Source organism: Ralstonia sp. 25mfcol4.1 (genome assembly GCF_900104095.1).
Lineage (GTDB): Bacteria > Pseudomonadota > Gammaproteobacteria > Burkholderiales > Burkholderiaceae > Cupriavidus.
This window is the reverse complement of record NZ_FNJO01000011.1, coordinates 145,465-163,051: the sequence shown is the minus strand read 5'-3', so window position 1 is coordinate 163,051 and position 17,587 is coordinate 145,465. Positions and strand designations below refer to the sequence as shown.

The 17,587-nt window shown below is 64.3% G+C and carries 18 protein-coding genes and 1 pseudogene; 8 read left to right on the top strand and 11 right to left on the bottom strand.

The genetic code is table 11. From position 1 onward, the window contains the following. Positions 1–115: 115 nt before the first annotated feature. Positions 116–1,492 carry an adenylosuccinate lyase gene (gene purB, locus BLQ58_RS19895; RefSeq protein WP_092601441.1) on the bottom strand — a complete coding sequence of 459 codons (1,377 nt, stop codon included), beginning with the start codon at positions 1,490–1,492 and terminating at the stop codon, positions 116–118. Positions 1,493–1,874: 382 nt separating this feature from the next. On the opposite strand from purB, the gene BLQ58_RS19890 reads away from it, so the two are divergent. The 4 genes and pseudogenes from BLQ58_RS19890 to BLQ58_RS19880 all read left to right on the top strand — a co-directional run bounded on the left by BLQ58_RS19890 (position 1,875) and on the right by BLQ58_RS19880 (position 5,238). Continuing rightward, entirely contained in the window at positions 1,875–2,489 is a 615-nt protein-coding gene (locus tag BLQ58_RS19890) for a glutathione S-transferase C-terminal domain-containing protein (protein ID WP_092601439.1), read from the top strand. Positions 2,490–2,837: 348 nt separating this feature from the next. Then, positions 2,838–3,665: pseudogene (locus BLQ58_RS19885) on the top strand (ShlB/FhaC/HecB family hemolysin secretion/activation protein); the annotation flags it as partial. Between the two features lie 250 nt (positions 3,666–3,915). After that, entirely contained in the window at positions 3,916–4,308 is a 393-nt protein-coding gene (locus BLQ58_RS28895) for a hypothetical protein (RefSeq protein ID WP_139186143.1), read from the top strand. Positions 4,309–4,392: 84 nt separating this feature from the next. After that, positions 4,393–5,238, top strand: a complete 846-nt coding sequence (locus tag BLQ58_RS19880) for a hypothetical protein (RefSeq protein WP_139186142.1) — start codon at positions 4,393–4,395, stop codon at positions 5,236–5,238. 35 nt (positions 5,239–5,273) lie between these two features. Here BLQ58_RS19880 and mnmA read toward each other — a convergent pair whose 3' ends face one another. The 5 genes from mnmA to BLQ58_RS19855 all read right to left on the bottom strand — a co-directional run bounded on the left by mnmA (position 5,274) and on the right by BLQ58_RS19855 (position 9,114). Further along, entirely contained in the window at positions 5,274–6,353 is a 1,080-nt protein-coding gene (gene mnmA / locus BLQ58_RS19875; protein WP_092601435.1) for a tRNA 2-thiouridine(34) synthase MnmA, read from the bottom strand. Then, positions 6,350–6,904, bottom strand: a complete 555-nt coding sequence (locus BLQ58_RS19870; RefSeq protein ID WP_092601433.1) for an NUDIX hydrolase — start codon at positions 6,902–6,904, stop codon at positions 6,350–6,352. The genes mnmA and BLQ58_RS19870 overlap by 4 nt, the downstream gene beginning before the upstream one ends. A gap of 59 nt (positions 6,905–6,963) precedes the next feature. Next, positions 6,964–7,872: a 4-hydroxy-tetrahydrodipicolinate synthase gene (gene dapA / locus BLQ58_RS19865; RefSeq protein WP_092601431.1), complete on the bottom strand. Its 909-nt coding sequence runs from the start codon at positions 7,870–7,872 to the stop codon at positions 6,964–6,966. Beyond that, positions 7,859–8,179: a hypothetical protein gene (locus BLQ58_RS19860; RefSeq protein WP_092601429.1), complete on the bottom strand. Its 321-nt coding sequence runs from the start codon at positions 8,177–8,179 to the stop codon at positions 7,859–7,861. The genes dapA and BLQ58_RS19860 overlap by 14 nt, the downstream gene beginning before the upstream one ends. Before the next feature lie 140 nt (positions 8,180–8,319). Then, positions 8,320–9,114 (bottom strand): TorF family putative porin, encoded by a 795-nt coding sequence (locus tag BLQ58_RS19855; protein WP_092601427.1) that lies wholly within the window; start codon positions 9,112–9,114, stop codon positions 8,320–8,322. Positions 9,115–9,454: 340 nt separating this feature from the next. Here BLQ58_RS19855 and BLQ58_RS19850 point away from each other — a divergent pair, with 340 nt between their 5' ends. The 3 genes from BLQ58_RS19850 (at position 9,455) to BLQ58_RS19840 (ending at position 12,526) form a co-directional block, all read left to right on the top strand. Further along, positions 9,455–10,579 carry a Re/Si-specific NAD(P)(+) transhydrogenase subunit alpha gene (locus BLQ58_RS19850; RefSeq protein ID WP_092601425.1) on the top strand — a complete coding sequence of 375 codons (1,125 nt, stop codon included), beginning with the start codon at positions 9,455–9,457 and terminating at the stop codon, positions 10,577–10,579. A gap of 142 nt (positions 10,580–10,721) precedes the next feature. Next, positions 10,722–11,054, top strand: a complete 333-nt coding sequence (locus BLQ58_RS19845; RefSeq protein WP_066732243.1) for an NAD(P) transhydrogenase subunit alpha part 2 — start codon at positions 10,722–10,724, stop codon at positions 11,052–11,054. Then, positions 11,054–12,526, top strand: coding sequence for an NAD(P)(+) transhydrogenase (Re/Si-specific) subunit beta (locus tag BLQ58_RS19840; RefSeq protein ID WP_092601423.1), 1,473 nt, complete (start codon positions 11,054–11,056; stop codon positions 12,524–12,526). The genes BLQ58_RS19845 and BLQ58_RS19840 overlap by 1 nt, the downstream gene beginning before the upstream one ends. 27 nt (positions 12,527–12,553) lie before the next feature. Here BLQ58_RS19840 and BLQ58_RS19835 read toward each other — a convergent pair whose 3' ends face one another. After that, complete coding sequence (locus tag BLQ58_RS19835) at positions 12,554–12,748, bottom strand: hypothetical protein (protein ID WP_092601421.1); 195 nt, start codon at positions 12,746–12,748, stop codon at positions 12,554–12,556. On the opposite strand from BLQ58_RS19835, the gene BLQ58_RS19830 reads away from it, so the two are divergent. After that, a complete protein-coding gene (locus BLQ58_RS19830) occupies positions 12,747–13,796 on the top strand; it encodes a response regulator (RefSeq protein ID WP_092601419.1) in 1,050 nt (349 codons plus the stop codon). The two genes, BLQ58_RS19835 and BLQ58_RS19830, sit on opposite strands and share 2 nt — an antisense overlap. A gap of 71 nt (positions 13,797–13,867) precedes the next feature. Here BLQ58_RS19830 and BLQ58_RS19825 read toward each other — a convergent pair whose 3' ends face one another. From BLQ58_RS19825 to BLQ58_RS19810, 4 genes are all read right to left on the bottom strand, one after another. Then, entirely contained in the window at positions 13,868–15,130 is a 1,263-nt protein-coding gene (locus BLQ58_RS19825; RefSeq protein WP_092601417.1) for a THUMP domain-containing class I SAM-dependent RNA methyltransferase, read from the bottom strand. Between the two features lie 68 nt (positions 15,131–15,198). Next, a complete protein-coding gene (locus BLQ58_RS19820) occupies positions 15,199–15,804 on the bottom strand; it encodes a 2-hydroxychromene-2-carboxylate isomerase (protein WP_092601415.1) in 606 nt (201 codons plus the stop codon). Positions 15,805–15,839: 35 nt separating this feature from the next. Then, positions 15,840–16,262 (bottom strand): CopD family protein, encoded by a 423-nt coding sequence (locus tag BLQ58_RS19815; RefSeq protein WP_092601413.1) that lies wholly within the window; start codon positions 16,260–16,262, stop codon positions 15,840–15,842. Positions 16,263–16,280: 18 nt separating this feature from the next. Continuing rightward, the gene (locus BLQ58_RS19810; RefSeq protein WP_092601411.1) at positions 16,281–17,561 is read right to left on the bottom strand and encodes a glutamate-5-semialdehyde dehydrogenase; all 1,281 of its coding nucleotides are present in this window, start codon (positions 17,559–17,561) and stop codon (positions 16,281–16,283) included. Positions 17,562–17,587: the final 26 nt, after the last annotated feature.

The window sequence follows — 17,587 nt, the reverse complement described above, 5'->3', positions numbered from 1 at the left end:
GCCGGGTCATTTCTTTCGAAACTTGCGCGGCAAACAAAAAGGGCCAACCCCTTCGGGTCAGCCCTCTTCCATTACATTGCGGCGCCGCGGCATATCGCGGCGCGCCTGGCGGCGGTCAGATGCGGTTGGCCAGTTCCACGGCCTTGCCGATATAGCTGGCCGGGGTCATTTCCAGCAGCAGCTTCTTGGCGTCGTCGGGAATCGCCAGACCCTGCACGAACGTCTGCAGCGCCTCGCGCGAGATGCCCTTGCCGCGCGTCAGCTCCTTCAGCTGCTCGTACGGATTGGGCACGCCAAAGCGGCGCATCACGGTCTGCACCGGCTCGGCCAGCACTTCCCAGCAGTTGTCCAGGTCTTCGTTCAGGCGCTCGGGGTTGGTTTCGAGCTTGCCCAGGCCGCGCAGGCAGGCCTCGTAAGCCAGCAGGCTGTAGCCAAAGGCCACGCCCATGTTGCGCAGCACGGTGGAATCGGTCAGGTCACGCTGCCAGCGCGAGACCGGCAGCTTTTCCGACAGGTGGCGCAGCACGGCGTTGGCCAGGCCGACGTTGCCTTCCGAGTTTTCGAAGTCGATCGGGTTGACCTTGTGCGGCATCGTCGAAGAGCCAATTTCACCGGCCTTGGTCTTCTGCTTGAAGTAGCCCAGCGCGATGTAGCCCCACACGTCGCGGTTCAGGTCGAGCAGGATCGTGTTGGCGCGCGCCACGGCATCGAACAGCTCGGCCATGTAGTCGTGCGGCTCGATCTGGATCGTGTACGGGTTGAACGTCAGGCCCAGGCGCTGCTCGATGACCTGCTTCGAGAACGATTCCCAGTCGAACGACGGATAGGCCGACAGGTGGGCGTTGTAGTTGCCGACGGCACCGTTCATCTTGCCGAGCAGTTCCACGCGCTCCACGCGCTCGATGGCGCGGGCCAGGCGGGCCGCCACGTTGGCCAATTCCTTGCCCAGCGTGGTGGGGCTGGCCGGCTGGCCATGCGTGCGCGACAGCATTGGCTGCGTGGCGTTGAGCTTGGCCAGTTCCACCAGGCGGGCCTGCACGCGCTTGAGCGTCGGCACGATCACACCGTCCCGCGCACCCTTGAGCATCATGCCGTGCGACGTGTTGTTGATGTCTTCCGACGTGCACGCGAAGTGGATGAACTCACTGGCGGCTTCCAGTTCGGCGTTACCCTTGACCTGCTCCTTGAGCCAGTATTCGACGGCCTTCACGTCGTGGTTCGTGACCGCCTCGATGTCCTTGATGCGGGCGGCGTCGGCTTCGGTGAAGTTGTCCACCAGCGACTGCAGCCTGGCTTCCGAGGCAGCCGAGAACTTCGGCACGTCGGGCAGGCCGGCCTGGGCCAGCGCGATCAGCCAGTTGACCTCAACCTTCACGCGGTTACGCATGAAAGCCGCCTCGGACAGCCATTCGCGCAGCGCATCGGCCTTTGCGGCATAGCGGCCATCGATGGGAGACAGGGCGGTGAGCGGCGAAAGGGAAGACGTGGACATGCTGGCAACCGGGAGAAAAGAGGAATGTGGAGGTTCGTGCGGGGGCGCAAGGAACCACGCGACAAGGGCCAGATGCGACGAATCCGCCGCATCGCCCTGCCGATGCAAGGGCCGGTTCGGCAGACGGCTCACGCCGTCCGGCCAAACGCGCAACGCGGGATTTTACCATCGCCCCATGGCCCTGTGCGGGTCGCTGTGGGCGCCAGCCCTCCATGCGTGCGCAAGGCCGCATTGATGCCGCATTCCCGTTACTCCGCATGTATACTCGCGCTCGCCCATCCGTTAGCCTGTTATGAAGTCCATCGGGCACGCCGCCGCGCCTGCCAGCGCACCTCGTGCCACCGAGCGCCGATGCACTTCATAACAAGCTCAAGGGGAGAACATGAAGCTGTATGCGTCCCAGACCAGCCCGTATGCGCGCAAGGTGCGCGTGGTGCTGGCGGAGAAGAAGATCGACTACCAGATGATCGAGGAGAACGTCTGGTCGCCCGACACCATCATTGGCCAGTTCAACCCGCTCGGCAAGGTGCCGTGCCTGATCATGGAAGACGGTGGCGCGGTCTTCGATTCGCGCGTGATTGCAGAGTACGCCGACACGCTGTCGCCCGTCAGCCGCCTGATTCCGCAGGGCAGCCGCGAGCGCCTGGAAGTGCGCTGCTGGGAAGCCCTCGCCGATGGGCTGCTGGACGCCGCCCTGCTGGTTCGCCTGGAAACCACGCAGCGCCAGCCCGCCGAACGCAGCGAAAGCTGGGTCGCGCGCCAGCGCGGCAAGATCGACGCCGCCGTGGCCGCCATGTCGAAGGGCCTGGCCGACAAGCCGTGGTGCACCGGCATCCACTACACCCTGGCCGACGTGTCCGTGGGCTGCGCGCTGGCGTACCTGGACTTCCGCTTCCCGGACATCGCCTGGCGCGACCAGTACCCGAACCTGGTTGCCTTCCAGGACAAGATCGAAAAGCGCCAGTCGTTCATCGATACGGAGCCGCCGAAGGGTTGAACCTTCGGAAAAGTCCGAGACAGATTGTCCGCCGATCTGACACACATCGTAGGCGCAATACAACGGTAAGCATTTTTCCACCGTTGTTCGGAAGACTTCAAGCGTTCTACGATTTTCACCTCTAGCGCCTCTCGCTAACGTCCCGCGCTGATCTGGCGCGCGGACGATCGGTGGACGCAATGTTCACCTCCTGTCTCATTGCATCCCAATGCGCCGATTCAGCTTCGGAGCCGCGACGTGGGGCATTAACAGGTCAGGACAAGTCATCGTAACGCGCGCGGATTCGCGCATCTTTACCGGCTATGGCGGCTGGTCGCCAGTATCGTTACCCTGCCCGGCCTTGCCGGCATGGCCCTTGCGCAGCCGGCGCCCGGCGCACCACCACGCGATTCAAATACGCCTGAACTGATCCGGCAACAGGAGCGCGAGCGCGCATTGCGCGAGCGCATGGAGCCGGAGACCGACGTCCGGCTGCAACGCCCTGCCGCCACGGCCACCGAGGCGCTTCCCGCCGACGAATCCCCCTGCTTCCGGATCGATCACCTGTCGCTGGCGGGCGACGCCGCCGAGCGCTTCCAATGGGCGCTTGCCGCAGCCAGTCTGCCGGCGGATGCGGCAACCGGCCGCTGCCTGGGCTCGCACGGCATCAATATCGTGATGGCCCGCGTGCAGAACGCGCTGGTGCAGAAAGGCTATGTCACCACACGCGTACTGGCCGCGCCGCAGGACCTGAAATCGGGCACGCTGACGTTGACCGTGCTGCCCGGCCGCATCCGCGCGATCCGCTTCACCGAAGATTCCAATCCGCGCGCCACCCAGTGAAATGCGCTCCCGGCACGGCCCGGCGACATCCTGAACCTGCGCGACATCGAACAGGGGCTGGAGAACTTCAAGCGCGTCCCCACGGCCGAGGCCGATATCCAGATCGTGCCGGCCGACGACGCCGGCGCACGGCCCGGCGAAAGCGACCTGGTCATCCGCTGGCATCAGGGCATCCCGTTTCGCATCAGCGCCACGGTCGACGACTCGGGCAGCAGCCAGACCGGCAAGTACCTGGGCAGCGTGACGCTTTCGTTCGACGACTGGTGGACGCTCAACGACCTGTTCTACGCGAGCCTGAACCACGACCTCGGCGGAGGCGACCCCGGCGCGCGCGGCACGCGGGGCACTTCAATTGAGTCAGTACCGAACAGTAGTGACGACACTGCGAATCGGGATTTCAGGGCGCTTAACCCTCAAGGCGTGCGAACGGAAATCACTAAGAGGGGACCAGTGAAGATCGGGACACTCGACGACGCGTCAAAAGTGATTTTGCGGCCAAGCAAGGACGGACGGACTACGATTGAATTCCAGAACGGAAGGGGCAGAACGAAACGGGAGATCAGATATGGCAAAAAATAGGAATCACGAACTGAACGACGCCCTCATGAAACTTAAACAGTATGTCGCCCCTGAAGGGCATCTGATTGTTTCTGCGATCGAAGCGCGAGGATGGCTTGTGGACACGATCGATGACAAGGCCATCTTTGATGACGATGCGAAATTTATTTCCAATGCTCTAGCTTTGGACCATTCATCGCATTTCTTTGTGGTTAGTGTATTTGATCTTTTTCATGAAGAGCTTCCACGGACATTCCCTTTCACCTCGAATGCAGAAGGGGTAGAGAAATTTCAAGACGAACAATGGCTTAAACTTAATCTAAGCGATTGCATAATGTTTTCACCGACACTGAAAGGTTTCATCTTGAGACCGGGTGTGGTTGCAGATACGTATATTGTCGGGGAAAAAGAATTTGTCCTGACCGCGATCGGCCAATGAAGTGTAGTTGAACTCATAAACAAGGTGGCACCAGACCACCGAGAATCCACGCGCCCCTTCAACCCTTCCCGGAGTTTCTGGAAAATGAAGAGAACATGCGCACTAGTACTGGTGGCAGGCATTGCCGCCGCCTGTGGCGGGTCCAACGATGAGAAGCAGGATGGTCTGGCCGGAGGAAACATCCCTCCCGGCGATACGCCGCCGGTTGCGCGGCACGCCGATTTTGACGAATCGTGTCTGACGAAGACCATACCGGACGGCCAGATGATCCAGGCGCTGGTCAACCTGTGGAAGTTCGAAGGTATGATCGAATTCGGCGCGAAGGACTTGGTCGATACGCAGTTTCGCGGGCAGGAAGTAAAAAAGCTGACACTCTACGATAGGGTTGCCTACCGGCCCGACTCCTTCCCGATCTATACAGATGTCTATGTTGATCCGAGCGAAATGATATTTCCGCTCGGCGTCGTTCAATGGGGATACGACCGCAACGTCAGCAAATACCGTCGTTTCGAATACCAAAATCGAGTGACCGGCAAAGTCGGCGTACCGACGTTGGTGGGCATGAAGGCAAATGAAAGCTTATCGCTGATACTGATTGAGTACAACGAAGCAAGGCCCGATCCGGATCCGGACAGCCGGCGCGGGCATCTGGACGGCCTGGCTCTCGATATAGAGGCCCGGCGCACCCACGTGACCGTGCAGTATCTGGGCCGCGAATCCATCTCTGCCCGGGAATCCCGGTATGAGGATGCCTGCAAGCTCAAGGTGAGCTATTACGACTCCAGCAGAATGCCGCTGCTGAATACCCTATTCGAAGGGACGTTGTGGCTGGCAGCCAACGCGGGGCCCGTAAAAGTTACCGGGGGAACGACCTTGGGTGTCGATTTGCTGACAGGCGAGAGCGCGGTCAAACCCGTCGGGGAATTCTAGATACGACGAAAAAAGGGCCCAACGGCCCTTTCCCCCTACCGGATAATCCCCCCACCCAGACAAACCTCCCCGTCATAGAGCACGGCCGACTGCCCAGGCGTCACGGCCCACTGCGCCTCGGCAAACGACAGCCGCAGTTCATCGCCTTCGGCCTTGACGACCGTGCACGGCGCGTCGCTTTGCCGATATCGGGTCTTGGCCGACATCGTCGCCCCCGCGGCCGGCGGTTCGCCGGCGACCCACGACAGGTCTGCCGCGTCGAGTTCCGGCTTCAGCAGCCAGGGGTGGTCGTGGCCTTGCACGACGTAGAGCGTGTTCGATGCCATGTCCTTGCGCGCCACGTACCACGCATCGCCGCTGCCGTCCTTGCTGCCGCCCAGGCCGATGCCCTTGCGCTGGCCCAGCGTGTAGAACGCCAGGCCGATGTGTTCGCCGACGACCTTGCCTTCGTCGGTCACCATCGGGCCGGGCTTGGTCGGGAGGTAGCGGTTCAGGAAGTCGCGGAACGGGCGTTCGCCGATGAAGCAGATGCCCGTGGAGTCCTTCTTCTTCGCGTTCGGCAGGCCGATTTCGGCGGCGATCTCGCGCACGCGGGTCTTCGGCATTTCGCCCAGCGGGAACATCGTGCGCGACAGTTGCGCCTGGTTCAGCCGGTGCAGGAAATAGCTCTGGTCCTTGGTATGGTCGAACGCCTTGAGCAGTTCGAACCTGCCGTTGGAGGCCTGGCGCACGCGCGCATAGTGGCCGGTGGCGATCAGTTCGGCGCCCAGCGACATCGCATGGTCCAGGAAGGCCTTGAACTTGATTTCGGCGTTGCACAGCACGTCCGGGTTCGGCGTGCGGCCCGCCGAGTATTCGCGCAGGAAATCGGCGAACACGCGGTCCTTGTATTCGGCGGCGAAGTTGACGGCTTCCACGTCCACGCCGATCACGTCGGCCACGGACGCCACGTCGAGCCAGTCCTGCCGCGTGGAGCAATACTCGCTGTCGTCATCGTCTTCCCAGTTCTTCATGAACAGGCCGATGACCTCATACCCTTGCTGCTTGAGCAGCCATGCCGTGACCGACGAATCCACGCCCCCCGACATGCCCACAACCACCCGCTTGCCGCTCACGATGCCGCTCCCGGTGCCTGCCCCGGTGCCTGCCCCGTCACCGCGGCCAGGGCAGCATCGGTGGCGCCGGCGATGGCGGTGGGATGGGTATGCAGCACGTCGAGCGCAAAACGCTTGCCGGCCAGGTAATCGTCGACGCATGCCATGACCAGCGGCGAGCGATGTCGATCGGCGCAGGCGCGCAATTCCTCGGCGGTCATCCAGACCGTGCGGACAATGCCGGTATCGAGCTGGCGGCCGGCGTCGAGCGAGCCCAGGTCGCCCGTGAAGCCGAAGCGGATATAGGTGGTATCGCCACCGTCGCGCGACGACCGGCCGCGGCTCATGTAGCAGCCGAGCAGCGCGCGGGGTTCGAACGTGTGGGCGGTTTCTTCGAGCGTTTCGCGGACAACGGCGCGGATCAGGCTCTCGCCCGGCTCCAGGTGGCCCGCCGGCTGGTTCAGACGCAGGCCATCTGCCGTTTCCTCTTCCACCAGCAGAAAGCGGCCGCCGCGTTCAATGACGGCGGCAACCGTGACGCTGGCAATCCATTCACGTGACATGATGCACATTTTTTAAGCAATCCGGCATTTTACCGGTTGCCGTTCGAACGTGCATGGCGCGCGGAGTTTCAGGCCGCCTCGGCCGTCAGCATGGGGGGCAGCTCGGCGATGGCCGCGTCGATGCGGGCCACAAGTGACTTCGACACCGGCATCAGCGGGCGACGCACCTCGGCCGTGGTCATGCCGGCCAGCGCCAGCGCGGCTTTCACAGGTGCCGGATTGGGCTCGGCGAACATCAGCCCGATCAGCGGCGACAGCTGCCGGAACAGGGCCCGCGCGGCCTCGTCGCGTCCGGTGCGCGCCAGATGCAGCAGCCGTACGAACAGGTCGGGGCGTACGTGCGCCGCAGCCGGCACGATGCCCTGGCCGCCGCGCAGCAGGTGGTCGAGCATCGACGCATCGTCGCCGCAATACACGCCGATCAGGTCCTGCATGGCCAGCGAGCGCATGCCGGCCGGGTCGCATTCCTTGACGGCCACGATCTGCGGATGGGCGGCGAGGCGCCACGCCAGTTCGGGAGAAATCGTGCAGCCGGTGCGCTTGGGCACGTTGTAGAGCATCAGCGGTTTGCCAGTCTGGGCCGCCACGCTGCGCATATGCCAGGCGATGCCTTCGTCGGACACGCGCAGGTAGTACGGCGGCGGCACCAGGTAGCCGGCCAGCGGCAGGCGGTCGAGCCGGCGCACCTGATCGCACACGGCGTGGGTGGCCACGCCGCCCACGCCGGCCATCACCGGCAGCGCGCCGTCGACGGCTTCGAGCACCGCCGCCGTCAGCATGAACCGCTCGGCATCGGTCAGCAGGCCGCCCTCGCCCGTCGTGCCCAGCACGATCAGGCCATCGACACCGGCCGCCGCGTAGTGCGACGCCAGGCGCTGGGCGTCATCGATATCCACCTGGTCGTTGCGCAGCGGCGTGACCATCGGCAGCCACAGGCCATCGGCAATTGCGCCGCGCTGCGGGTCAATGCGTGCCATGGTCGTCCCCGAGCATCGTCGCCACGCCAAATTCGGCCGCGGGCAAGGCCGCCATGATTGCGTGCATGGCCGCGTCGCGGTCGCCGCGCTCCACCTCCACGTGCAGCGCGGTCTCGCCGTTGCGATGATCCACTTCCACCACGTAGATCCGGGCCATGTTGCCGATCGCGCGATGCAGCGTCTGGCGCAGCGCGAAGACCTGTGACGACGAGACGGCCAGCCGCAGGCGAATCCATGGATCCTGGGCAATGGCACGGCGTCGCGGAACCGATGCAAACGCCACGGCGAGACTCGATGACTGTCGCATGAAGCGAAGATCCGCGCGGGGCGGATCGTCTGTTGAACATGGTTCCATGCTAGGGAGACTGGCCTCAATTTGATGCAGCGTTTGGCCGGCCCGCCATCAAGAACGCGTAAAGATGCGGGCCGCCAGCACGTATCCGGCGCTCAGAACGTCTTCGTGATCGACGCCAAGGCCGTCGCCTTGCCCAGGTAGCGTCCGCGCGTGTTCGTGTAGGCAGCCTTGCTGGCGTTCGTGTCGAGATAGGCCACGGCCAGCGAGAAGCCACTACCCAGGTCCTTCGTCAGCCCAACCTTCCAGTCCGTGTACGAGGCGTCGCTGAAATGCTGCACGCCCTGGTAGCCGACGTGCGCGTTCAGCGTCAGGCCCCACACATTCAGCGGCACGTTGACCGTCAGATCGACGTAGTAACTGTTCTTGCTGTCGGCGAACCCGAACAGGTTGGTCACCGCGTGCGAGTACTTGAGGAAGACCGGCCCCCAGCCGATGCCGGCATACAACTCGGTGGTGTACGGACGCGTGGCCGTGTATCCGCCCGGATAGTAGTACTCCAGCACGCCCAGGTCATAGTTGAATTCCTGGTCGGCCAGCTTGAACGTATTCCTGAAACCGCCATAGAAATCCATCTCGACGGGCGCGGACACCGACGCGTCGGCATCGCCCAGCCAGCTGATGCTCGAGTTCCAGTTGCCGACGTAGAAGCCGCTCACGTGCGCGTAGTCGAAGCCGCCCTGGATGGACGGGCGACGGTCGGTCTGGCTGATCCCGCGGTAGCGGTAATCGGACACCACCGACACGTTGGCCGTGAAGGTGTGCGGCGACGCTGGCTGCGGGGCGTCCGGGGCCGCCTGCTGCGCGAAGGCGTTGGAAAACGGGGCGGCAAGCAGGATGGCGGCGGCCAGCGAGGCCGGCGCCGAGGTCATCAGGCGGGTTGCAATCATGAATGAAAAACCGTGGACGAATTGGAAAAAACGCCTCGAAAGAGACGTGGACGCCACGATACGCAGCCCCGTATCAAATCGGCGTCAAGATTGCAGGTGACGCCGATGCCATTCCATCAATGGCGGAATTCAGGGTAATCCGATGTGCATCAAACGAGTCATTTCATGAGCAGAAAAGATGAGTTTCGGTGAAAGCACATATACCCGACCGGCGAGTCACCACCGAACGTAAGTTTCGGGTAAGCTGCGCAAAAATTGACGCATTCTTTTGCAATGCATCAACGGGCGAGGACGTTGGCCCGACCAGATTACGAACGACGCCAGACAGGAGAAATTGACGATGCATATCGGTATCCCGCTTGAGACGCGGGCAGGTGAGACGCGTGTCGCCGCCACCCCGGAGACCGTCAAGAAGTACGTAGCGCAGGGCCATCAGGTAACGGTGCAAGCCGGCGCCGGTGTGCGTGCCAGTATTCCCGATGCCGCGTTCGAGGCGGCCGGCGCCCGCGTGGGCTCCGGTGCCGATGCGCTGGGCGCCGAACTTGTGCTCAAGGTACGCGCGCCCGACGATGCCGAGCGCGCGCAGATGAAGGCTGGATCCGTACTGGTCGGCATGCTCAATCCGTTCGACGTGGAGAACAACGCGCGCATGGCCAGCGCCGCCGTCACGGCGTTCGCGCTCGAGGCCGCGCCGCGTACCACGCGTGCGCAGAGCATGGACGTATTGTCGTCGCAGGCCAACATCGCCGGCTACAAGGCCGTGCTGGTGGCCGCGCACCACTACCAGCGGTTCATGCCGATGCTGATGACCGCGGCCGGAACCGTCAAGGCCGCCCGCGTGCTGATCCTGGGTGCCGGCGTGGCCGGCCTGCAGGCCATCGCCACCGCCAAGCGCCTGGGCGCGGTGATCGAAGCCTCCGACGTGCGCCCCGCCGTGAAGGAGCAGATCGAATCGCTGGGTGCCAAGTTCCTGGACGTGCCGTTCGTGACCGACGAGGAGCGCGAGATCGCACAGGGCGTGGGCGGCTATGCACGCCCGATGCCGGCCGACTGGATGCGCCGGCAGGCCGAACTGGTGCACCAGCGCGCCACGCAAGCCGACATCATCATCACCACCGCACTGATCCCCGGCCGCCGCGCCCCGGTGCTGCTGGCCGAGGACACCGTCAAGCAGATGAAGCCCGGTTCGGTCGTGGTCGACCTGGCCGCCGCGCAGGGCGGCAACTGCCCGCTGACCGTGGCCGACGAAGTGGTGGAGCGCCACGGCGTGGTCCTGATCGGCCATACCAACCTGGCCAGCATGGTGGCGGCCGACGCGTCCGCGCTATACGCGCGCAACGTACTCGACTTCCTGAAGTTGATCATCGACAAGGATGGCCGCTACACGCTGAACCTGGAAGACGACATCGTCGCCGCCTGCCTGATGTGCAAGGACGGCCAGGTCGTCAGGCAGCAGGCCGCCTGACATCCCGTCTGAAGATGCCGCGGCGCTGAAAGAGCCCTGCGCCACGGCCCGCCGCGTCCCCGGCAAGCTTGATCCTGCAGTTCCAGCCCGCCTGCGCGGACGCGACGCTCGGCAGTATTCAAAAGCAACGGAGGAGAAGTCGATGGAGATGGTGAACCACACGGTGATCAACCTGATCATCTTCGTGCTGGCAATTTACGTGGGGTACCACGTGGTGTGGACGGTCACGCCCGCGCTGCACACCCCGCTGATGGCCGTGACCAATGCGATCTCGGCCATCATCATCGTCGGTGCCATGCTGGCGGCCGGCCTGACCGAAGGCGGCGTGGGCCGCGTGATGGGCACGCTGGCCGTGGCACTGGCCGCGGTGAACGTGTTCGGTGGCTTCCTGGTGACCCAGCGCATGCTGGAGATGTTCAAGAAGAAGGAGCCACGCGCCAAGGCCGGGGCTGAAGCCGCCAAGGGAGGTGCGTGATGGAAGGCATCAGCATGAACCTTGTGACGCTGCTGTACCTGGTGGCGTCGGTCTGCTTCATCCAGGCCCTGAAGGGGTTGTCGCACCCGGCGTCGGCCCGCAAGGGCAACGCGTTCGGCATGATCGGCATGGCGATTGCCGTGGTGACCACGCTGGTGCTGATCGTCAAGCTCAAGAACGAGTTCCTGGCCGTGGGCGCCGCGCAGTCGTCGGTCGGCACCGGCCTGGCGCTGATCTTCGGCGCGCTGGTGGTGGGCGGCGGCATTGGCGCCTACGTGGCACGCAAGGTCGAAATGACCAAGATGCCGGAACTGGTGGCGGCGATGCACTCGCTGATCGGTCTGGCCGCGGTGTTTATCGCCGTGGCTGCCGTGGCGGAGCCGGCCGCGTTCGGCATCACGCCGGCCGGTACGCACCTGATCCCGCTGGGCAACCGCATCGAGCTGTTCATCGGCTGCTTCGTGGGGGCGATTACGTTCTCGGGCTCGGTCATCGCGTTCGGCAAGCTGTCGGGCCGCTACAAGTTCCGCCTGTTCCAGGGCGCGCCGGTAGTGTTCCCGGGCCAGCACTGGCTGAACCTGCTGCTCGCCATCGCCATGCTCGGCTTCGGCGTGATCTTCTTCCTGTCGCAGTCGTGGCTGCCGTTCCTGATCATGCTGGCCATCGCCTTCGTGCTGGGCGTGCTGATCATCATCCCGATCGGCGGCGCCGACATGCCCGTGGTGGTGTCGATGCTGAACTCGTACTCGGGCTGGGCGGCAGCGGGCATCGGCTTCTCGCTGAACAACCCGATGCTGATCATCGCCGGCTCGCTGGTGGGATCCTCGGGTGCCATCCTGTCGTACATCATGTGCCGCGCGATGAACCGTTCGTTCTTCAACGTGATCCTGGGCGGCTTCGGCGCCGAGGCGTCTGCTGCCGGCCCCGCTGGCGCGCAGGCGCAGCGGAACGTGAAGTCCGGCTCGGCCGACGACGCCGCGTTCGTGATGAGCAACGCCGAGACCGTGATCATCGTGCCCGGCTACGGCCTGGCGGTGGCCCGTGCGCAGCATGCACTTAAAGAATTGACCGAAAAGCTGACCGAGCACGGCGTGACGGTGAAGTACGCCATCCACCCCGTGGCAGGCCGCATGCCGGGCCACATGAACGTGCTGCTGGCCGAGGCCGAGGTGCCGTACGACCAGGTCTTCGAGATGGAGGACATCAACAGCGAATTCGGGCAGGCCGACGTGGTGCTGGTGCTGGGCGCCAACGACGTGGTGAACCCATCTGCCAAGACCGATCCGAAATCGCCGATCGCCGGCATGCCGATCCTGGAAGCCTACAAGGCCAAGACCATCATCGTGAACAAGCGTTCGATGGCCGCCGGCTACGCGGGCCTGGACAACGAGCTGTTCTACATGGACAAGACCATGATGGTGTTCGGCGACGCCAAGAAGGTGGTGGAGGACATGTTCAAGGCCGTGGAATAAGCTGCCGTTAATCTTCGGCAGTGGCCGTCAGGCCCGCAGTTCTGCCAAGTGAATAAAGAAACGCGCAGACCTGAAATCAATAAAATCGAAGTAGTGCGGCCAGCAACCAACGCTGGCCGTTTCCTTTTGCGTGGTCTGGTTGCGCATGCAGGTGCAGGCGCTATACTGGCTTGCCCCGTTCTTTTTCCCCTTGCGGCCGGCGGCCAGATTTGATCGCACCATGACATTCCCCGCGCACGACCGGAACCTGTCGGTTTTCCATCACCCAGTACTGACGGTACTGGTGGACGACAGCAAGTCGTTTATCGACAGCCTGGCTTTCCAGATGGATGCATCGCGCGCGGTGGTCAGCTTCACCGATCCGCGCGACGCGCTGACGTGGATTCGCGAAGCGTATGCCACGCGGCATCCCGCCTTCCTGCCGGTGCGCGTCACGCACGACGACCTGACCTTCCTGTCCGAACGCCGCACGGTGCAGCTCGATGTCGACCGCATCCATCGTCAGATCCACGATGTGCATCGCTTCCTGCAACCCGGAGTGGTCGTGGTTGACTACTCCATGCCGCAGATGGACGGACTTGAATTCTGCCAGGCGCTGGAAGACCTGCCGTGCAAGACCATCCTGCTGACGGGTACGGCCGATGAAAGCATCGCCGTGCAGGGCTTCAACCACGGGCTGATCGACCGCTACGTGAAGAAGCACGATCCGAACATGGTGGCGCGGCTGAACGACGAAATCGACGCGCTCCAGCAGCAATACTTCGCGTCGATCTCGCGCACGCTGCGCGACCTGCTCACGCGCCATTCGTACTCGTTCCTGTCGGATCCGGTCATGGCTGACCGCGTACGCCAGACGGCGGCGCGCTATGGCTTTATCGAGTACTACCTGTTCCCGAACCCGGTAGGCATGCTGCTGCTGACCGCACAGGGCCATGCCACGCTGATGGTGATCGAAACGCGCGCCGGGCTGATGACCCAGGTGGAGTCGGCCGAAGCGTACGAGGCGCCCGCGGCGTTGATCGAAGGGCTGCGCGAGGGCCGCATCGTGCCGTTCTTCTGGCCTGGCAACGGCATGTACACGCCGGCCTGCATGGACTGGGAACAATACTGCCTGCCAGCGGAACGCTGCGAGGGCAACGAGGAATATTTCTACGCGCTGTTCGACCTGCCGCGCCACATGCTGCAGGAGCCGGTGGTCAGCCTGCAAAGCTTCCTGTCGGAGTTTTCGCGCAACGGCGCGGCGATGACCGGGCGCAACAGGCTGGTCTGATCGGGCTCCTGCGCCCGCCTGTTTGCGCTCGCCCCCTCTCCCCATGCTGCGGGACAGAGGAGCAAGACGCCTCAATCCTTCTTCTGGCCTTCCCGATTGCCGCCGCGCACCATGTCGAACCGGAACAGCCGGCATTCGATATTGCCGTTGTAAAGGGGCGTGCGGCGCGATTCCTTCAGCCGAAGCCGCTTGGGGATGGACAGATCGCCCGTGAACACCCACGCCTGCCAGCCCGCAAAATTCTGCTTGAGCGTAGTGGCAAAGGCGCTGGCAAACTGGTTGGCGGCGGCCTCTTCCACTTCGTCGGGCGGCGCGTCCTGCATCGCATCGCGGCGATTGCCGCGCACGGCGATCCGCTCGCCGTAGGGCGGGTTCATCATCATCAGGCCCGGCTCCGCAAACGGCGGCTGGACGAAACGTGCATCCACCTGCTTCAGCGAAATATCGCCTGGCAGGCCGGCACGCTGCCAGTTGGCCTGCGCCATCGCCAGCATGTCCGTCGAAATATCGGAACCGGCGATCTGCAGCGTCGCGGCGCGGCTGGCGGCCGATTCGCGCGCGCGTTGCGCATCGGCACGCAACGCCTGCCACACCTTGGTGTCCGCCCCCTTCAGCCACTCGAACGCAAACGTGCGGCCCACGCCCGGCGCGATGCCGAGCGCCACCTGCGCGGCTTCCACCAGGAACGTGCCGCTGCCGCACATCGGATCGAAGAACGGCCGGCCGGTCTGGCCAGGCACCCACCCAGCCAGGCGCAGGATGCCTCCGGCAAGGCTTTCCTTGAGCGGCGCCTCGCCTTTCTCCATGCGCCAGCCGCGCTTGAACAGCGGTTCGCCCGTGGTGTCCAGGTACAGCGTGCAGTCGGTCTCGGTCAGGTGTGCATAGATGCGGACGTCCGGACTGACCGTATCGACGCTCGGGCGTGCGCCCAGGCGCTCGCGCATGGCGTCGCAGACCCCGTCCTTGACGCGCAGCGCCGTGAAATTGAGGCTGCGCAGTTGCGACTTGTGGGCGGTGATGTCCACGCGCAGCGTCTCGTCCGGCGAGAACCATTGCTCCCACCGTTGCTGGCGCGTCAGCGAATAGATATCGTCCTCGTGGCGGTAGCCGCGCTGCGCCACGCGCAGCAGCACGCGGCTGGCAATCCGCGAATGCAGGTTGACCGCATAGGCCGCGGCCATCTCGCCCGAAAACGTCACGCCGCCCGGCATTTCGCGATGCACCTCGAACGGTGCCGCTGCCACCACGGCCGGGTACTGCGCAATCTCGCGCAGCTCCTCGGCCAGTGCCGGTTCAAGGCCACGCGGGCAAGGTGCAAAGAAGGCTTGGGTCATGGCGAGTCTTTCCAGAAAACAAAAACGTCCGCATCGCGGACGGGCAAGGCGTGGGTCCGGTGTGCCGATCAGCCTGCCGCCAGCGCGCGGTCAAGGAAGTCGAGCCGGTCCTGGCCCCAATACGGTTGGCCGTCGTAGACGAACCACGGCGCGCCGAACACATTGGCGGAAATCGCATCCTGCGTGTTCTGCGCATAAGCGGCCTGCACCGCCTGGCCTTCGCTGGCCTTGAGCAGGCTGGCACCATCGAGATCGTTCTCGTCGGCGATCTGCGCCAGCGTCGCGCCGTCGGCGATATTGCGCTGTTCGGCCCAGACCGCCCGCGTGATGGCACCGGTCAGCGTCAGCGCACGGGCCGTGCCATGCGCCAGCTGGGCCGCGATGATCAGTTTGGCGGCGGCATCGCCCGACACCGGGAAGAACGTCGGATGCAGGTTCAGCGGAATGCCCAGGAAGCTGCTCCAGCGTTCGAGCTCGACCAGCCGGTATGCCTGGCGCTGCGGCGGACGCTGCGCCAGCGGCAGTCCGCCCGAAACCGAAAACACCTTGCCCAGATCGGCCGGCTTCAGCAGCACCTGTGCCTGGTGGCGGTTGGCGATTTCCACAAAGCGGGCATGGCCCAGGTAGACGAACGGCGACTGCGGCGCCAGGAAGTATTCGACCTGCTTGCTCATCACGACCTCATCGAAAACAGTAGGAATCCGACAGCTTAGAACGGCTTTACGACAACCAGAATCACGATGGCCAACAGCACCAGCACCGGTAGCTCGTTGAACCAGCGGTAGAACGCGTGCGAGCGCGTGTTGGCGCCGCGTTCGAACTTGCGCAGCAGCACGCCGCAGCCGTGGTGATAGCCGATCAGCACCACCACCAGCGCCAGCTTGGCATGCATCCAGCCCTGCCCCGCGCCGCGCCCGATGCCGTAGCCCAGGAACAGCCACAGGCCGAACACCACGGCCGGCACTGCCAGCATGGTCATGAACCGGAACAGCTTGCGCGCCATCAGCAGCAGGCGGCGCACGCTGGCCGGATCGGTTTCCATGGCCAGGTTGACGAAGATGCGCGGCAGGTAGAACAGGCCCGCGAACCAGGAGACGACGAACAGGATATGGAAAGCCTTGACCCAGAGCATCTGCGTTCCCGCCTTCCCTTACGTGCGCACTTCGCCGTGACCGAACACGACGTACTTGAGCGACGTCAGCCCCTCCAGCCCTACCGGGCCACGGGCGTGCAGCTTGTCGTTCGAGATGCCGATTTCGGCGCCCAGGCCGTACTCGAAGCCGTCGGCAAATCGCGTCGAGGCATTGATCATCACGCTGGCCGAGTCCACTTCGCGGATAAAGCGCATGCCGGCGCTGTAGTTCTCGGTCACGATCGAATCGGTGTGGGCCGACCCGTAGGTGTTGATATGCGCAATCGCCGCGTCCAGACCATCCACGGTACGGATGGCAAGCACCGGCGCCAGGTATTCCAGACGCCAGTCTTCCTCGGTGGCGTCAACCAGGCCGCTGAAGCCGGCGGCTTCCAGCGTGGCGCGCGTATCGGCGCAGACGCGCAGTTCCACGCCCTTTTCCTGGTAGATGCGGCACAGCGGGGGGAGCACGGTGGCCGCGATCTGGCGCGACACCAGCAGCGTTTCCATCGTGTTGCAGGGCGCGTAACGCTGCGTCTTGGCGTTGTCGCAGATGCGCACGGCCTTTTCCACGTCGGCATCGTCGTCGATATAGACATGGCAGATGCCGTCCAGGTGCTTGATCATCGGCACGCGGCCTTCCTCGATCAGGCGCGCGATCAGGCTCTTGCCGCCGCGCGGCACGATCACGTCGACGTATTCGTTCATCGTGATCAGGCGGCCAACGGCAGCGCGGTCCGTGGTCTCGATGACCTGTACCGCCTCTCCCGGCAGGCCGGCGGCCGCCAGGCCCTCGGCCACCAGCGCGGCCAGCGCCGTGTTCGATTCGATCGCCTCGGAGCCGCCACGCAGGATCGTGGCGTTGCCCGACTTCAGGCACAGCGCCGCGGCGTCGATGGTCACGTTCGGGCGCGATTCGTAAATGATGCCGATCACCCCCAGCGGCACGCGCATCTGGCCCACCTGGATACCGGTCGGGCGGAACTTCATGTTGCTGATCTCGCCGATCGGGTCCGGCAGCGCGGCAATCTGTTCCAGGCCGGCGGCCATGGTGTCGATGGCCTTGTCGGACAGCGTCAGCCGGTCCACGAAGGCGGCGTCCTGGCCGTTGGCGCGGGCACGCTCCACGTCGCGCGCGTTGATGGCCTTGAGCTTGCCGGCATCGCGCCGGATGGCCGCGGCAATCGTCAGCAGCGCACGGTTCTTGTCGGCCGTGGAGGCCCGCGCCATGGCGCGCGATGCCGCGCGGGCCTGCTGGCCGACGCGGTTCATGTAAGCGTGGAGATCGAACTCGGTCATGATGGTGTCCGGGTCCAGCCCGGTCT

Coding starts and splice junctions, on each gene's coding strand:
- BLQ58_RS19810 (WP_092601411.1), bottom strand. CDS start 17,561: ATGACCGAGTTCGATCTCCACGCTTACATGAACCGCGTCGGCCAGCAG.
- dapA (WP_092601431.1), bottom strand. CDS start 7,872: ATGGCACGCATTGACCCGCAGCGCGGCGCAATTGCCGATGGCCTGTGG.
- BLQ58_RS19830 (WP_092601419.1), top strand. CDS start 12,747: ATGACATTCCCCGCGCACGACCGGAACCTGTCGGTTTTCCATCACCCA.
- BLQ58_RS19840 (WP_092601423.1), top strand. CDS start 11,054: ATGGAAGGCATCAGCATGAACCTTGTGACGCTGCTGTACCTGGTGGCG.
- purB (WP_092601441.1), bottom strand. CDS start 1,492: ATGTCCACGTCTTCCCTTTCGCCGCTCACCGCCCTGTCTCCCATCGAT.
- BLQ58_RS19890 (WP_092601439.1), top strand. CDS start 1,875: ATGAAGCTGTATGCGTCCCAGACCAGCCCGTATGCGCGCAAGGTGCGC.
- BLQ58_RS19850 (WP_092601425.1), top strand. CDS start 9,455: ATGCATATCGGTATCCCGCTTGAGACGCGGGCAGGTGAGACGCGTGTC.
- BLQ58_RS19825 (WP_092601417.1), bottom strand. CDS start 15,130: ATGACCCAAGCCTTCTTTGCACCTTGCCCGCGTGGCCTTGAACCGGCA.
- BLQ58_RS19815 (WP_092601413.1), bottom strand. CDS start 16,262: ATGCTCTGGGTCAAGGCTTTCCATATCCTGTTCGTCGTCTCCTGGTTC.
- BLQ58_RS19870 (WP_092601433.1), bottom strand. CDS start 6,904: ATGTGCATCATGTCACGTGAATGGATTGCCAGCGTCACGGTTGCCGCC.
- BLQ58_RS19845 (WP_066732243.1), top strand. CDS start 10,722: ATGGAGATGGTGAACCACACGGTGATCAACCTGATCATCTTCGTGCTG.
- BLQ58_RS19820 (WP_092601415.1), bottom strand. CDS start 15,804: ATGAGCAAGCAGGTCGAATACTTCCTGGCGCCGCAGTCGCCGTTCGTC.
- BLQ58_RS28895 (WP_139186143.1), top strand. CDS start 3,916: ATGAAACTTAAACAGTATGTCGCCCCTGAAGGGCATCTGATTGTTTCT.
- BLQ58_RS19855 (WP_092601427.1), bottom strand. CDS start 9,114: ATGATTGCAACCCGCCTGATGACCTCGGCGCCGGCCTCGCTGGCCGCC.
- BLQ58_RS19835 (WP_092601421.1), bottom strand. CDS start 12,748: ATGGTGCGATCAAATCTGGCCGCCGGCCGCAAGGGGAAAAAGAACGGG.
- BLQ58_RS19880 (WP_139186142.1), top strand. CDS start 4,393: ATGAAGAGAACATGCGCACTAGTACTGGTGGCAGGCATTGCCGCCGCC.
- BLQ58_RS19860 (WP_092601429.1), bottom strand. CDS start 8,179: ATGCGACAGTCATCGAGTCTCGCCGTGGCGTTTGCATCGGTTCCGCGA.